The organism is Yoonia sp. R2-816 (assembly GCF_046762905.1).
Classification (GTDB): Bacteria; Pseudomonadota; Alphaproteobacteria; order Rhodobacterales; family Rhodobacteraceae; genus Yoonia.
In genome coordinates, this window is record NZ_JBKQXN010000185.1 from 1 (window position 1) to 15698 (window position 15698).

Annotated in this window: 14 protein-coding genes; 5 read left to right on the plus strand and 9 right to left on the minus strand. The window is 57.5% G+C overall.

From position 1 onward, the window contains the following. Positions 1-147: 147 nt before the first annotated feature. Positions 148-1014, minus strand: a complete 867-nt coding sequence (locus ACFWW2_RS09445; RefSeq protein WP_393927772.1) for a hypothetical protein — start codon at positions 1012-1014, stop codon at positions 148-150. Positions 1015-1264: 250 nt separating this feature from the next. Further along, positions 1265-2611 carry a TrkH family potassium uptake protein gene (locus ACFWW2_RS09450; protein WP_393927773.1) on the minus strand — a complete coding sequence of 449 codons (1347 nt, stop codon included), beginning with the start codon at positions 2609-2611 and terminating at the stop codon, positions 1265-1267. Positions 2612-2733: 122 nt separating this feature from the next. Here ACFWW2_RS09450 and ACFWW2_RS09455 point away from each other — a divergent pair, with 122 nt between their 5' ends. Then, complete coding sequence (locus tag ACFWW2_RS09455) at positions 2734-3108, plus strand: rhodanese-like domain-containing protein (protein WP_393927774.1); 375 nt, start codon at positions 2734-2736, stop codon at positions 3106-3108. A 91-nt stretch (positions 3109-3199) separates the two neighbouring features. On the opposite strand, the gene ACFWW2_RS09460 is transcribed toward ACFWW2_RS09455, so the two are convergent. Then, on the minus strand, positions 3200-3727 hold the full coding sequence (locus ACFWW2_RS09460) for a flavodoxin domain-containing protein (protein WP_393927775.1): 528 nt from the start codon (positions 3725-3727) through the stop codon (positions 3200-3202). A 400-nt stretch (positions 3728-4127) separates the two neighbouring features. Then, entirely contained in the window at positions 4128-5003 is an 876-nt protein-coding gene (gene serB / locus ACFWW2_RS09465) for a phosphoserine phosphatase SerB (protein ID WP_393927776.1), read from the minus strand. A 156-nt stretch (positions 5004-5159) separates the two neighbouring features. On the opposite strand from serB, the gene ACFWW2_RS09470 reads away from it, so the two are divergent. The 3 genes from ACFWW2_RS09470 to ACFWW2_RS09480 all read left to right on the plus strand — a co-directional run bounded on the left by ACFWW2_RS09470 (position 5160) and on the right by ACFWW2_RS09480 (position 8812). Then, complete coding sequence (locus ACFWW2_RS09470; protein WP_393927777.1) at positions 5160-6305, plus strand: phosphoserine transaminase; 1146 nt, start codon at positions 5160-5162, stop codon at positions 6303-6305. Between the two features lie 48 nt (positions 6306-6353). Beyond that, positions 6354-7946, plus strand: coding sequence for a phosphoglycerate dehydrogenase (gene serA, locus ACFWW2_RS09475; RefSeq protein WP_393927778.1), 1593 nt, complete (start codon positions 6354-6356; stop codon positions 7944-7946). 77 nt (positions 7947-8023) lie between these two features. Continuing rightward, positions 8024-8812, plus strand: coding sequence for a metallophosphoesterase family protein (locus tag ACFWW2_RS09480; protein ID WP_393927779.1), 789 nt, complete (start codon positions 8024-8026; stop codon positions 8810-8812). 483 nt (positions 8813-9295) lie between these two features. On the opposite strand, the gene ACFWW2_RS09485 is transcribed toward ACFWW2_RS09480, so the two are convergent. Both ACFWW2_RS09485 and ACFWW2_RS09490 read right to left on the minus strand, forming a co-directional pair. Next, positions 9296-9808, minus strand: a complete 513-nt coding sequence (locus ACFWW2_RS09485; RefSeq protein ID WP_393927780.1) for a GFA family protein — start codon at positions 9806-9808, stop codon at positions 9296-9298. 72 nt (positions 9809-9880) lie between these two features. After that, complete coding sequence (locus ACFWW2_RS09490; RefSeq protein ID WP_393927781.1) at positions 9881-10249, minus strand: group I truncated hemoglobin; 369 nt, start codon at positions 10247-10249, stop codon at positions 9881-9883. 159 nt (positions 10250-10408) lie between these two features. Here ACFWW2_RS09490 and ACFWW2_RS09495 point away from each other — a divergent pair, with 159 nt between their 5' ends. Continuing rightward, positions 10409-11278, plus strand: a complete 870-nt coding sequence (locus tag ACFWW2_RS09495; protein WP_393927782.1) for a LysR family transcriptional regulator — start codon at positions 10409-10411, stop codon at positions 11276-11278. Between the two features lie 193 nt (positions 11279-11471). Here ACFWW2_RS09495 and ACFWW2_RS09500 read toward each other — a convergent pair whose 3' ends face one another. From ACFWW2_RS09500 to ACFWW2_RS09510, 3 genes are all read right to left on the minus strand, one after another. Continuing rightward, positions 11472-13397, minus strand: a complete 1926-nt coding sequence (locus ACFWW2_RS09500) for a hypothetical protein (protein ID WP_393927783.1) — start codon at positions 13395-13397, stop codon at positions 11472-11474. Between the two features lie 222 nt (positions 13398-13619). Continuing rightward, positions 13620-14159, minus strand: a complete 540-nt coding sequence (locus tag ACFWW2_RS09505) for a GlxA family transcriptional regulator (RefSeq protein WP_393927784.1) — start codon at positions 14157-14159, stop codon at positions 13620-13622. Between the two features lie 106 nt (positions 14160-14265). After that, on the minus strand, positions 14266-15423 hold the full coding sequence (locus ACFWW2_RS09510) for a Hint domain-containing protein (RefSeq protein ID WP_393927785.1): 1158 nt from the start codon (positions 15421-15423) through the stop codon (positions 14266-14268). Between the last annotated feature and the right edge of the window lie 275 nt (positions 15424-15698).

The window sequence follows — 15698 nt, forward strand, 5'->3', positions numbered from 1 at the left end:
GACTTGATCTGCGGAAACCATCAAGGCCAGCGGACCTAAGAACCGCGCGAACAGGCCGAACACAAGACCGTATCTGACAAATTGCTAACTGCTTCGAAAAAAGTCTTGCTTTGCAGGGACCATCCACACAGGACAAAGCAGTCTTTGCTAGAGTTGAAAATTCTGGACTAGGTTGCCGACTTCTGACCGAAGTGCCTCAATCTCTAGGATTTCGTCCTTCCAGACTTTCAGTTTGGCATTGGCAAGATTTCCTTCGAAAGCGCTTCTAAATGCTTCAACTCGTCCTGTTGGAAAGAGAGACTTTGCGACAATGATGTTTCCTTGCGTCCCGCCGATGACATGAGACCAACTCCACCCGATCTTTGGTGTCCAGTCATCGAATTGACTAGGAAATCTCGCTTTGCCGCTTAGGAGGGGTTGTGCCCCCACATACCAAGTAAGCAGCTGGGCTCGCCAGTAGGGGCATTCGATTGAGAAGATAGAGCCGACCCAAGCATCCAAATCCTCATCAGAAACCTTTCGTAGACAGACAATCAAAGATGCTGCCAAGTCGCCGCTGACGTTTGCCCAACCCCAAATCCCAGCTGGATTGTTGTTTGAGGGATGTAAGACGCGTCCGACGTTTATTCGTCCATCTTTCCAACGATCTGGGCTCATGATCACGCAACCAAGCGTTTGAAGTACAAGCTGTGGATCGGGAGTGACATGAGTACTATCCGCGGTAGCTAGGTCAACTTGAAGGAAGGCTGTGCAAAGGTCTTCAAACAACCAATAGACAAATTTCTCGTCGCAGCGCGGGATAAGCCTTGGCAGCAAGTACTGAAACCAATTTTCCCATTCTTCAATTAGTCCAAATGCAGAGATTCCACTCCCGATGGCCTCTAAGACCTCCTGCAGATAACGCGTGGATGTGGATTCGAGAGCGTGCTTGAGCTGAGGGTACATTTTACGCGTCTCACCCATGAACCACGCTTCGCCCATGAGCCCGTCCGGTTCGCAAGTCGCCTTACTCATCTCGCTCAGAGCCTGAGACGAGGGTCCTACACCTGGCGTCCACTGAAAGGTCAAATTCTGTTCCCAACTCTGTTGGCTTCAAGGAAATCTAACCCTGACATATCGCCTTTTTCCAAGACAAGAATCTAGGTGTAATTGCTGTGGCTTTTGGCTCCAAGCCGCCATCCATCTCAAGCAACCCCAACGCACTGACAGAATTTCACGGCATGGTGGGAGCAACAGGGTGAACCCGAAACGCACGTCCCCGTCGTCACAGGATCAGCTCATTATCCTGTTCTTCCTCGCGCGTTTCATCCGCTGCGGCAAAGGCGATACCGAAGGTCAGGATACCGACCCGCCCGGCGGTCATCAGCACGATGATCACGATCTTGCCGATATCTGACAGATCGCCGGTGATCCCCATTGACAGGCCCACTGTCCCCATGGCCGAGATCACTTCGAACATGACCACCTCGAACGCGGCGCCGGTTTCGGTGAGCAACAGGATAAACATCGCGATCAGCAACAGCGTGCAATAGAAGGCCAAGCCGGCGGTGGCCGATTGCAGTTTCACGATTGGTACTTCGCGTTTGAAGAAACGGATCCGCTCGCGCCCTTTCAGTGTGGACCGGACAAGACCCACAAGTGCTGCAAAGGCGGTGGTTTTCAGCCCGCCCCCTGTGCCTGCAGGCGAGGCCCCGAAAATCATCAGGAAGAAGATGATCATCAGAACCGCCGGTGTCAGGCTGCTGAACGGGTGGGTGTTGAACCCGACCGTGGTTGAGGCTGTCATAGTCTGGAAAAACGCGGCGAGCCAGCGTTCGGAGGCGGGCAAGGCGGCGATGGTGCTGTCGGCCAGCCCCACGATCAGCGTGCCGATCAGCAGGAACCACAATGTGACCCGCACGATCACCTTGGAGGTGAAACCCAGATGGCTGGTCTGGCCGGTCAATGTCCGCCAGCTATCGACCACGATCAGAAAGCCCATGGCGCCCAGCAGGCTGAGCACGGAGATGACGATGTTCAGGCCTGCGTCGGCGCGAAACGCCTCAAACGAGGTGCTGAAAAGTGAGAAACCGGCGGTGCAGAAGGCAGAGACGGCATGGAAAATCGCGCTCCAGAGTGCATCCTCTACCCCATTGTTTACAAATATAAAATAGAGCGCCGTGGCGCCCAACGCCTCGCACAATACGGTGAAGAGGATGACCGCGCGCAGGAAGACTGCGGGCTTGATATCATCCGGCAGGTTGAAGGCGTGTTTGACCGCGTGGGTCCGAAGCCCCGAGATACGCTGCTGCACCGCAAGCACGGTGAACGAACCGATGGTCATGTAGCCCAGACCTCCGATCTGGATCAGTAGCAGGATAATCACCTCGCCTGCGAAGGTGAAACTGCCGCCGGGATCGACGGTGACCAGTCCCGTCGTCGACACGGCAGATGTGGCGATGAACAGCGTATCAAGCGCGCTGACCGCCACCTCTTGCGCAAACGGCATCGACAGCAGCGCCCAACCGATCAGCATGTAACTGAGATAGCCCAGAAGAAGCATCTTGGCCGGGGCAATCCGCAGCAGGCTGGCGCGAAAGGTGGCAATCGTCTGTAGGATGGGCTTGGACATCGGCAGTTCCTGTAGGGCGGCCACTGGCCAGACAACAATTTGAAGCTACAATCCCAAGGGAACGCAAATGGTTCCCATTTGTTATGTTCTATTGCAATTGCGCCAACTTGAAAGGCCCAGATATGAAATCCGCAAAAGACTACCTTGATGCCGCAAATTCAGACGTGCCCCGGATCAGCAGTGAAGACGCGGTCGCCAAACATGCCGCTGGCGGTGTGACGTTTATCGACGTGCGCGACAGTGCCGACATTGCCAAGTCAGGCACAATCGCAGGCGCGATGCGTGTGCCACGCGGGTTTATTGAATTTGCCGCAGATCCCAACACCCAGTTTCACAAGCCGTTCTTTCAGAAAGACGCTGAACTATGTCTGGTTTGCGGTGCCGGTGGTCAGGCTGCGCTGGCCGGCAAGACCCTGAAAGAAATGGGATATACCAATGTCATCAATGTCGGCGGCATCGGTGACTGGAAAGAAGCGGGTGGCCCTGTCGAAGACTAATGGATGTGTTTTGGCTTGAGCCTGCGGTGGCAAATTCCTGCGCTTGCCACCTTGGCCAGAGCGAGGCGTTTCATCCCAGTAACGCGGCTGTTTAGGCCGCGTTCATGAAATCATCAATCTGCTTGGCGAGCGCATCCCAATCGGTGAATTCGCGCTCGCCCTCGTCCAGCGAATAATCCCGATCACCTAGCACGGCATGGCGCACGACCTGCGACTGGAAGTAATCGTAGCCGCCGGGCTTGACGGCACCCGCAACCAGCGCTTCCGAGGTCGGCGAAAACCGCGTCCGCATTTCCATTTCGGTCAGATATTCCTGCGCTTCGTCCAGACCTTCGGGGAAGGCCGCGCTCATGCTGACAGAGATCATCAGGGTCGGCCGCGCGGCCAGATCCTGATGGCTGGCACTGACGAACACCTCGAAGGCTTTGGGGTGGCGGCGTTCATGAACCGGTGCTGCCAGGATGACCTTGTCCACCCCGTCGAAACTGGCCTGCCCTGTTCTGTCGGACGTGTCGATCAGCGTCACCTCCTGCCCTGATTTGCGGACATGATCGGCGACGAATTTGGCGATCTTGCCGGTGTGGCCTTCGATGGTCTCAAAGATGATGGCAACTGTCATTTTGCGCGTCCTTTTCCGGGCGACCGATATCCGGACGCACATCCTGCGCGCGCCGGAGCCTGCAAGCAGTATCCGCGCAATGGACCAACCCGGCCTTGATCAAGATCAAGCCGGGTATGCAACGTTCGGTGGGGGTCGCAACACCGGATTGCGGCGTTGGGTGCGAATCACGTGTTAATGCGTTGTTTTGCGCCCAAATGGCCGGTCGGCATCACGTCGGCAAAACGTCGGACTTGCGTCGGGCAGTTCGCCGCGGAATGGCCAGTTTAACGTGGCGTGCGGTGAAAGTGTAAAGGCGACGTTAAGGATTTGGTCCGGCATGTGACCGGCCGATACTGCGATAGCGTCGGCTGCGTTCAGCGAATGCGTCTCGCAAGCCAGATGAAAGAAGCGCCGTCCGCTACGTCACAAACTCATCCCGTCCGTAGCCTTGCAAGAACAGGAGCGCCGTGAGGTCTCCGTGGTTGATCCGGATATCGCATTCATCTTGCACGATCGGTTTGGCGTGCAATGCCACACCCATCCCGGCCCGGCCCAGCATGCCCAGATCATTGGCCCCGTCGCCGACGGCGATCACATCAGCCTCGGCAAGACCGCGCGCCTGCGTGATCTCGACCAGGGCGTCGATCTTGGCTTGTTTGCCGAGGATCGGCAGGCCCGGCGCGCCGGTGAGTTTGCCATTTTCCACCAGCAGCGTATTTGCCCGGTTTTCATCGAACCCAAGTGCTGCCGCCACACGTGAGGTGAAGGCCGTGAACCCACCGGACACCAGCACGGTATAGGCCCCGTGCGCCTTCATTGTGTTGACCAGTTCATAGCCGCCCGGCATGTGGGTGATCCGCGTGTCGAGCACGTGTTCAATGATGCTTTCATCAAGGCCCTTGAGCAGGCCCACCCGTTCCTTCAGCGCTGCTTCAAAATCCAACTCACCATTCATCGCTTGTGCGGTGATGTCCGCCACACGCGGGCCTACCCCGGCCTCGGCCGCGAGTTCATCAATGCATTCCTGCCGGATGATGGTGCTGTCCATATCGGCAAGCAGCATTTTTTTACGTCTGTTTTCAGCCGGTTGGATGATCAGATCGACACAAGCATCCTGCAGGTCGGCCCACACATCCCACCTGTTGTCAGGCATGACTGGAATCGCAAATTCTGCTGCCTCGTCAATGGCGAGCCATGTGGCGTCGCCCCCGCCCCACGCATTACGCAGGCTGTCCACCAAGGCCGCGTCCAGCGTGCTTTCGGTGGGTGTGGTCAGCAGGGTGACGATAAACATGCGCTGTTTCCTATTGGCGTCGCTGGTGTCGCAAAAATCGTGTCGTGTGCCGGTCTAGTGACATTTTGCCGGTTGTGAAAGGTGAAAGCCGCGGCTATTGCGGCCAGTGGGACACCCTTCCCCAACGAAGGGCGCATATCTGTGAGGATACCACCGATGGTTAAGACCAAACCGGCTGCGCGGCCGGCTAATCCGCGTTTTTCTTCTGGCCCTTGTGCCAAACCCCCTGTCTGGAAACTGGATGCTTTGCGCGACGCCGCCCTTGGTCGGTCGCACCGGGCAGCCGTGGGCAAGGCCAAGCTGGCCGAGGCGATTGACCTGACCCGCGAGGTGCTGGGCGTACCGGCCGATTACCGCATTGGCATCGTGCCTGCGTCAGACACCGGCGCGTTTGAAATGGCGATGTGGTCGCTGTTGGGTGAACGCCCGGCCGAGATGGTGGCCTGGGAAAGCTTTGGCGCGGGCTGGGTCACGGATGTGGTCAAACAGTTGAAGATCGAGGCGACCGTGCATACCGCGGAGTATGGCGAGATCGTCGATATGGCCGCGCTGAATTACGACAATGATGTCTGTTTTACCTGGAACGGCACGACATCCGGCGTGCGCGTCCCTTCGGGTGATGTGATCCCCGGCGATAGGGCTGGGCTGACGCTCTGTGATGCGACGTCGGCTGCTTTTGCGCAGGATCTGCCATGGGACAAGCTGGATGTGACCACGTTCTCTTGGCAGAAGGTGATGGGTGGGGAAGCGGCCCATGGCATGTTGATCCTGTCGCCCCGCGCTGTGGAGCGGCTGGAAAACTATACCCCGGCCTGGCCCTTGCCCAAGATTTTCCGCCTGACCAAGGGCGGCAAGCTGATTGAAGGGATCTTCCGGGGCGAGACGATCAACACACCGTCGATGCTGGCGGTCGAGGATTATCTGGTTGCCCTGAAATGGGGCCGGTCGATTGGCGGGCTTGATGCGCTGATCCACAGGGCGGATGCCAATGCGCGGGCGATCTGGAATTTCTGTGCGGACAAGCCCTGGATCGACAATCTGGCGGTGGATAAGGCGACGCGGTCGAATACCTCTGTCTGTTTGAAATTCACCGATGATCGGATTTCCGATGGTGCTGCCTTCGCCAAGGCCGTCGCCAAGCGGCTGGAAGCCGAAGGCATCGCACTGGATATCGGCGCCTATCGCGACGCTCCGGCGGGCTTGCGTATCTGGTGCGGGGCGACGGTTGAAACCTCGGATATCGAGGCGATGCTGCCCTGGCTGGAATGGGCGTTTGAGGCCGAGATCGCATCGGTGGGGTGAAACCCCACCTTACATCCCAAAATTTGACGACGTTAAAGGAGTGGCAACATGGCCCCCAAAGTACTCATCTCTGACAAGCTTTCCCCCGCCGCTGTGCAAATCTTCAAGGATCGCGGTATTGACGTGGATTTCCAGCCTGATCTGGGCAAGGACAAGGACAAACTGCTGGAAGTCATCGGGCAATATGACGGTCTGGCGATCCGATCGGCGACCAAAGCAACCGAAAAAATCATCGCCGCTGCGGATAATCTGAAGGTGATCGGGCGGGCCGGGATCGGCGTGGACAATGTGGATATCCCCGCCGCATCCAAGAAGGGGATCATCGTGATGAACACGCCCTTCGGCAATTCAATCACGACCGCCGAACACGCGATTTCGATGATGATGGCCGTGGCGCGGCAAATCCCCGAGGCGAATGCATCCACCCATGCGGGCAAATGGGAAAAGTCCCGGTTCATGGGGGTAGAGCTGACCAACAAGACACTTGGCGTGATCGGCGCGGGCAATATCGGGTCCATCGTGATTGACCGGGCGCACGGGTTGCGCATGAAAGTTGTGGCCTATGATCCGTTCCTGTCAGAGGATCGGGCGGTGGATATCGGCGTTGAGAAGGTGGAGTTGGATGAGCTGCTGACGCGGGCGGATTTCATCACCATGCATGTGCCGCTGACTGATCAGACGAAGAACATCCTGTCGCGCGAAAACATCGCCAAGCTGAAAAAAGGCGTGCGGATTGTGAACTGTGCCCGTGGCGGGTTGGTCGATGAGGCCGCGCTGGCCGAGGCGTTGAAATCAGGCCATGTCGCTGGTGCGGCCTTTGACGTGTTTGCCGTGGAACCGGCGACCGAAAGCCCGCTCTTTAACCTGCCCAATGTGGTGGTCACCCCGCATCTGGGGGCCGCCACGACCGAGGCGCAAGAGAACGTGGCGCTGCAGGTGGCTGAACAGATGTCGGATTACCTGCTGACGGGGGCGGTGCAGAACGCGCTGAACATGCCGTCGGTCACGGCGGAAGAAGCCAAGGTTATGGGGCCGTGGATCAAGCTCTCCGGGCATCTGGGCAATTTCATCGGCCAGATGACAGACGAGCCGATCAAGGCGATCAATATCCTGTTCGACGGGGAAGCGAGTGAAATGAACCTCAAGGCGCTGACGGCGGCGACGGTTGCGGGGATCATGAAATGCGGCAACCCGGATGTGAACATGGTATCCGCCCCGGTGATCGCGAAAGAGCGCGGGATCAAGATTTCGACGACCAAGCAGGATCAGTCCGGCGCGTTTGAAGGCTATATCAAGGTGACGGTGGTCACGGAAAAACGCGAGCGGTCGATTGCGGGCACGGTGTTCAGCGATGGCAAACCGCGCTTTATCCAGATCAAAGGCATCAATATTGACGCCGAGATCGGGGCGCATATGCTTTATACAACGAACGAAGATGTGCCGGGGATCATCGGCGCATTGGGCACGACGATGGGCTCTCATGACGTGAATATCGCCAACTTTACCTTGGGCCGGTCAACGGCCAAAGGCGAGGCGATTGCCCTGCTTTATGTGGACGAACCTGTCCCATCCGCCGCGATCAAGGCGCTGGAGGACACGGGGCTCTTCAAGCAGGTCAAGCCGCTTACCTTTGCCGTGTGAGCGTGGCAGAAGTGGCACTGTAAGATGGGTTTAAACCCATCTTACGTCGCGGTGTCCCATGTGCCATGAAGGCGGGTATGACACCAATTTACGCCATCGGCGATATCCATGGGCAGAACGCGCTGCTGCACCACGCCCTGTCGCTGATCGCGGCGGATGGGGGCGCTGAGGCGCGGATTGTTTTTCTGGGTGATTACACCGATCGCGGGCCGGACAGCCGGGGCGTGATCGAAACGCTGATTGCGGGCCGTGATGCGGGTCGTGACTGGGTTTTCCTGCGCGGCAATCACGACCGGATGTTTTGCAACTTCGTGCGCTACGGGGTTGAGCATGACGCCAGGGTCAGTTCGGGCATCAGTTGGCTCAATCGCCGTTTGGGCGGTGAGGTGACGCTGGCGTCTTACGGTCTGAAAGGTGTCATGCATTTCCGGCAAGATGCGCGTAGCGCTTTGGAATATATGGACTATTTCGAAGGCAATGCTGGCTGGATCGATACCAATGCGCTGCAGCAACTGGCACTGCGGGCGGTGCCGCAGGCCCATCTGGATTTTCTCGAGGCTCTACCGCTTTGGCATCAGACCAATGATCTGCTTTTTGTGCATGCAGGCCTGCGCCCCGGCATTCCGCTGGAAGATCAGGTAGAGGATGATCTGATCTGGATCCGCGATCCGTTCCTCAAAAGCAATGCCGATTTCGGCCGACTAGTGGTGCATGGGCACACCGCGCTCGACCATCCCCGGCACCATGGCAACCGCGTCAATCTGGATGGCGGGGCGGGTTACGGCAACCCGCTGATCCCGGCCGTGTTCGAGGGCCGCGATTGCTGGTTGCTGACGGAAAATGGGCGGGTGCCACTAGTGGCGTGACCGCAACGTTCGGTGGGTGGTGCGAGGGGGTGCAACACCCGTGTTGCCGCGAATCAGGCCAAAGCCAGTTAACGCGAGGGTTTTCGGGGAAATCAGCGGTCGGCATCGCGTCGGCAAAACGTCGGATTTGCGTCGGACCCCATTTGGCGATTTGGCGGGGTTAAGGCTGCGTGCGGTTGAAGTGTAAATGCGATGTTAAGGATTGCGGAAGGGTTTGACCGCGAAGCTGATGTTTGTTGGTCCGCTGGAAGGGCGATGGCTGGCACCATGAGGGGTGGTGGGTGAAATCACCCACCCTACGCTGGCCAAACGGGTTACAGCGCCCCGCCGATCCCGCCGGCGTTTGAGGCTCACAACTGCTGGTTGCTGAAGGAGGGCGGAGGCGTGCTGCTGGTGGCCGAATGACTGGTTGGCGGACTATGCTGCCGTTCTGCGTGCGCAAGTTAAATTCGCTTTGCGTTCTGATACAAAGGCATCTTCGCATCAAGGTGCTGGGGTGCCAACGGCCTCGTGCAAGACAGCGCTTCGCGCTAGGCTTTCGGTTGACCAAACGTCTTTGATCACGAAATATTCTTCAAAGGCAGGCACGTCTGGTGGCAGAATGACCCAAGGTTGTTTCGTCGATGTGAAGATATGTACATCCGGCGAAAACGGGTCTGGGTCGTCTAATGTGCCCACGCGGATGAACCGCACGACCTCACCCAACCCGCCGCGCATGGCCAGGTAGTTTGTCCAAAGGGTCACTTGGCATTTCGGGCAGCGTGCGAACCTTTGGCCAATACCACTGAGCGACGGGGTCAGGATTTCTGCGACATCGCCTTTCGTGACTTTGACACGGTCCGCCTCAATCAGCGCGTTGACAGCAAAAGATGCGCCACTTTCGCGTTGGCACCAGCGGCAATGGCAACCGTGAACGATCATCGGTTCCGAGGCCATTTCGTAGCGTACATGGCCACATGCGCAGCCACCTGCAAACGGTGCTCTTGGTTCAGTCATGTCATGTTCCCTGTTCAAATTCGACCGTGCGATCAAAAAATTTGGGGCCCCAAAGAGACCCAATTTCAGCAACTATGCTGCAACAATATCGTCTTTCAGAGAGTCGAGGAAACTCATGACCTCTTTGCCTTCGGTTTCACCGACGCCCGTTTCGCCAGCAACGTTGACGATAACACCGACGAAGCTTTCCCAGTCAGCAGCCGTGATCCCCATACCCTTGTGCGCAAGTGCCATGTCACGACCCCGGTAATACATCTGCCCGCCGCTGGCATTGACCAGAAAATCAATTAGCGATTGCAGGTCGCGGGCATTGCTATCTTCGTTACGATTGACCCAAAACCGCGCCAGTTCATCATGGCGCTGCGCCTTTTCAACAACCTGTGCTGCAAACATCGCAAGCGCGTCATAGCCACCAAGCCGGTCGTAAAGTGAAACGGTCATCTTAAATCTCCTATCTTCGCCCAAGTTGGATTCTCGAGCGCACTTTGCGCGGCGAAAACCGTTTTTTGTTGTGAATTATCATGCATTCACTCAGTGTTTTGAAAACTGATGAAGTTCGAAAACGCGATTTGCATAAATGCATAGGGCAAGGAATGCGCGATGAATTGGGATGATGCGCGCATATTTCTCGCGTTTGCACGTGAGGGCTCAATTGGTGCTGCCGCCAAACGATTGGGCGTCCAACATTCAACCGTGTCCCGACGCATTCATGCGATGGAAAGCAAGCTTGCCGTGCCTTTGGTAAAACGCAGTGCGCATGGTTATATCCTTACACAGACCGGCACAGACCTACGTGCGTCGGCATTGCGAATGGAGCAAGAATTGCGGGCCTTTGAAACGGTGAGTGCGGGCCAAAGCGATGAAGCATCCGGCGACCTGACGATTTCGGCGATTGCAAATATGGCGTCTTCTCTTCTCATGCCAATTTTTGCACGCTTCAGCGAAACCCATCCAAAGATCAACCTACGAGTAAACGTCACAAACAGCTCAGTGCGCTTGTCTGAAAGGGACGCAGACATCGCCCTTCGTCAAACCAACGCGCCCGCTGAAACCCTGATCGGAACGCGGTTAACTACTGTGTCCTCTGCGGTTTACGGATCAGTTGGATATTGCGAAGAGGTCAAACAAGGTAAAGCCACCGAAAGATGGATCGGAGTGGACTGCTGTGATTACCACAGAAATTGGACAAGAAACGCCTGCCCTGCAGCGGATCACGTGTTTTGTGTTGATGAAACCTCGGTCACAGCCGCTGCCCTCAGAGAAGGCCTCGGTGTTGGATATTTGCCATGTTTTTTGGGCGATAGCGATCCGACCCTTACCCGGTTTCGTGCCCCTGAGCAAAAACACGATCTGGGCCTGTGGTGCCTTTATCATCGCGATTTGCGTGACACCAAGCGTGTGTCCCTGTTTCGTGCTCATCTATCGAAAGAAATAGAACGTATTGCGCCACTTTTTGAAGGCAAAATATGAGACGTGAACACGTCGATGCGAACAGCGCAGATGGTCATTTTCGCGCGAGAAAGCTCAAAAATCTCTAAAGCTGCCCTCCGTGTTCGGCGCAGCATCCGTCAGATTGGGCTCATTCTCGCCATTCCCACATCGACCATGCTCTAGATGCCCACCGCTCCCCCGCCGCAACACCCAAGGCGTCCGGTCACACCCATCAATCCCGCCGGATGACCCCTGTCACCGCGGCCGCCCCGATCGCTGTCACGATCCAGCCGAGGGCGATCAGCCACCAGCGGGTCCACCAGAGCCACCAGCCCCAGGGGCCGCGTGTGGTGGAGGGCGCCCATGACGCCTCTTGCCCCAGCGATACGATGGGCACGACCAGATCGACGGCATAGGCCACGGCGTTGAAGGTCTCGTAATCCCGGCCCGGGGTGAATACTGCTGTCCCATCAGGGGCGGCCATGTATTTGTCGGACCAGAGCTGGGCGGGATTGGCGATGCGGTCATCGGTGGCAAGCGTCTGCCAGCCTTCGGACATCAGGACGGGGCCTGCGGTGGGGGCAAAATCGCCCTCTTTCCAGGCCTGATCGGCCAGAAACCAGCCGATCAGCACCAGCGCCACCAGCATGTAGAAACTGCGTTCGGGTTTGTGCCCATAGCCCACCACTAGCCCCAGCACCCGGTCGGCGATGAAGCTGCCACAATTATAAGCGTATGTGCGGATGTTGAACCAATACTGCTCGCCCCGGAATTGCCGCCTTGCATATGTCAGCGTCAGCGGGTCGGTGAAATCATCGTCACCATTGGCGGGATAGAGCATGGTCAGCCGGGCCAGGTTTTCATCATGCGGGCGGCGTTTGGTGAGTGCCGCGACCGCCTCTGCCCGGGCCGTGCCGGTCAGCCGGGTGGCCTTGATCAGGTCCTGCCGCCAGCCCTGTTCGCGGACCCGGCGCATCCGGGCCGCCTTGCGCTGTTCCTTTTCCTTGGCGACCATGATCGCCCGCGCGTCCGACCGGTGCCCCGTGTCGCGCAGTAGTTTGGCCAATTGTTCGTAGGGTTGCGGATAGAATTCGCGGCGCGAGACCGCCCCTTTCTTGAGCCAGGCCAGCCGGTCATCAATGTCGATCCCCCCGTGCAGCACGTCATAGCGGAACCCGCTGAGGAACAGCTGGTCGCATTTCGCCCAGCTATCCGCATCGTCCCACAGATCGCCCACATGGGCCGAGGTCAGATCGACGGCCCCGGTGACCCCTTTGATCTTCAGCCAGACGAACCCTTCCTTGACCACCAGCCGCTGGGCATTCAGCACCGCCCGGTCCGGGTTGCGCATGTCCGCATGGCTACAATCAAACACACCGCCGATTTCGGAGCCGACAAGGCTGACCTCGCCCACGGTACTGGCGTAGCGCAGGAACGCATCGCCCTGCACCCGCGTGCTTTGGGCGTTGAGCGCGTAACCGTCCGGGTTGTTGAAATCGACCCCGATGCAGACCAGTTGCCCCCCGATCCGCGCCCCAAGGATGCTGACGAGCCCCTGGGCGGTTGTCCCTTCCAGCAGGAGGCTGCTGGAGATGCTGGCCCCCTGCGCCTTGAATGCCGATTGACCGGGGTTGCGCAGGGTCGCCCGCACGCAGGACAGATGCCCCTGCACCTCGGCCCCGGATAGCGACACCTTGCCGTCGATCCGGCTGCCGTTGAGTGTGATGTTTCCGCTGATCTGGATCCGGGCGGCGTTGAGCCCCTGGGGCAGCGCACAGCCCACCAGTGTCAGCCCGTCGGCGCGCAATTGCACCATTTCGGGCCGGTCGGCGATGTAGCAGTTGAACAGGTTGATCGGCCCGCGCGCGGCGGTAAAGCTGAGGTCGAGCGTGCCTGCGATCCACGCCCCGTTGATGGTGATGCCCTGTGGTTGGGTGACGAAGTCCTTGCATCCGCCGCCGATCAGATACCGCAAAAGGGCGGCCCGGATCAGCACATTGGGTGTCTTGAGATTGGGGAGGGTCAGGCCGATCCGCGCCGTCTCGCCCCGCGTGGCGACATCGATCAGCGTCAGTTCTGCCGGCGTCAGAAGGTCATCATCCCGCAGTTGCACCACCTGGGACCACTGGGTGATCAAATGCAGGTCATCGTAATTCATGCGGGTACGCTAGGGGGGCCGGGGCGGCGTCGCAATGGGGTTTAGTCGCGGCGGATGACACCTGTGACCGCGGCAGCACCAATGGCGGTGACGAATGGCCCCACACGCGCAATATCTCATGGGAAATGGAAGCTAAGTGATCAGTAGGGACCCAAACTTCTAAAGGTGCATCCGAGATCTGCTATGAGCCCCTATTACCAAATGCTGCGGCTGTCATGAATGTCAGCTTTCGCGAAACAAGGCTTGATAGCTGTATGGTGAGGTTTGCAGGTGACGATGAAACGCTCTTCGCATTCTCTCTTGATCACGAAAGCCGCAGGCCAATGCAACAGCCTTCATACTGCGCTTGCTGTCAATCAGTAAATTCCGAGCGACATCGAGCCGCATGCGTTGCAGCGACTTAGCTGGAGGCAGGCCAACGTTGATTGTATATCGGCGAGAAAGGCTTCGCCCACTCATTCCACACCGGTCCGCCATGTCCGAAACGCCGGTCACACGTGCCAAATTCTCGCGCAGCCAATCGTACAAAGCAGCGAACTCCCCTTTGGCATCCTGTGTTGGCCGAGCCAGATCAGCGCTGAACTGTGACTGGCCCGCCGACCGGATCATTGGCGTCACAAGGGACCTGGCCAGCCGCAATGCCGGGCACTTTCCAAGGTCTTCCTGAACAACCGCAAGGGCCATGTCGATGCCCGCTGTGATCCCTGCTGATGTCCAGATCGACCCTTCTTTGAAGTAGATGGGATCAACCTCAACCTTCACCCTTGGGTAGGGGCGTAGAGTTAAATTTGTTCGGCTCGGTGTTTTTCGGATACCACAACTGACCCATTATAGGCTTACAGAGCGACTCCAGACAGAGGCTTTGCTTTCAGTGCAATCGAATTGATGGCATGTCCTTGTACCTACCCACAGTTTCCAGCTTACAGGTTTTTGGGAAAAGCCGTTCCGCTTTGCCCGCGCCGACAAGTTGCCGGGCCGACCCCACTGGTTCATGGTTGATTTGGGAAAGTTCAGGGAAGATCGACAATAATTCGCGTCTGGCTGCCTTGTCCATCGTCCCGACAGCGGCCGGCCCAGGATAGAACGACTCCGTCGCCACCCCTTCTGAATAGATTACCTCATGTCGTTCGAATACCAGGTGAAAGTACTCAACCGCCTTGCAGCCATTTTTCTGGCGAATTCCGCGATGATGCAAAAGTCCCTTGGCTGCGACCAACTGCCCGACTGTGCTTTGCGCGGTATTGGGGGCAGCGGAGGTGATCAGAATGCGATGCTGCGGCGAAACGCAAAGCGTGCGCCTTGGCAGCTCGGGACCCAAGCTGCCCGGTTTGAATTCGATCGGTTTGTATGCCTCGTTGTCATGGGCAAAGTCCAGTTTTCGATGAACGATCATCTGAATCGGCTGGGCTGGGCCATCGAGTGTTTCGACAAGATCGCTCTTTTTCAACATCTCGACTGCCACCTCGCCTGTTGGCGTCATGATCAGGGTGCCTTTGGCGAAGCAAACAACATTTGTGGTGAAGATGTTGAAGATGCCGTCGCCTTCTTCGGCGGTACCGGGATCAACTGCTCCGCTCCCATCTAGGTCGTAATCGCCTGTCTGTTCGGGGATGTTCAGGATCAGCTTGCCGCCATCCAGCAGGGCATCTTCGAATGTCACCCCATTGACCGGGGACAAGAATGCAAGTTTGAGACCCTCGACAAAGAAATAGGCGTCCCCCATCTCGGTGATCGAGCCGCCTCCAAACTTGATGTTGTCCGGAGAGGATAGCAATTCTACGCCGTTGACCTTGATCGAGAGCACGGTGATTTTTCCGTCAGCGCCACCTTCGTTGAATTCGCCATTGGCGTCGATATCGGCATCATCGATTTCGATTTGGATAGAGTCGGTCGCGCTGTAATAAGGATTTCCGTTGCCATCGAGGTCAGCGGAATCGTCAACTTCGATGTCAGTGCCGCCAGAGCCATCGTCATTGAACGAGTTAACCTGACCTACAAGATTACCTTCGAATGATAGAAGTGCCATCCCACGTTCCTTATTCTTGATGGTCGAAGTATAGTTAAATGAAGGCTGAATTGTGAGTGATTTGAGGGAACTTTGGGTTTTTATCTACTGCTCAGATACGGATAGGTGCCATTGGAGAGCGCACCGCGGATGGCGGTTTTGTCCGCACAACGCCAATTCCGTTGATGGGCGGAGGCTGCAAGATGATCAGAACGCCGGCGCTGATTATGACGATCCTCACATGTTTCATGACGCGGCGATCGGTTGGCGGTCTGTATGTGTCGCGCGAGCAAGAT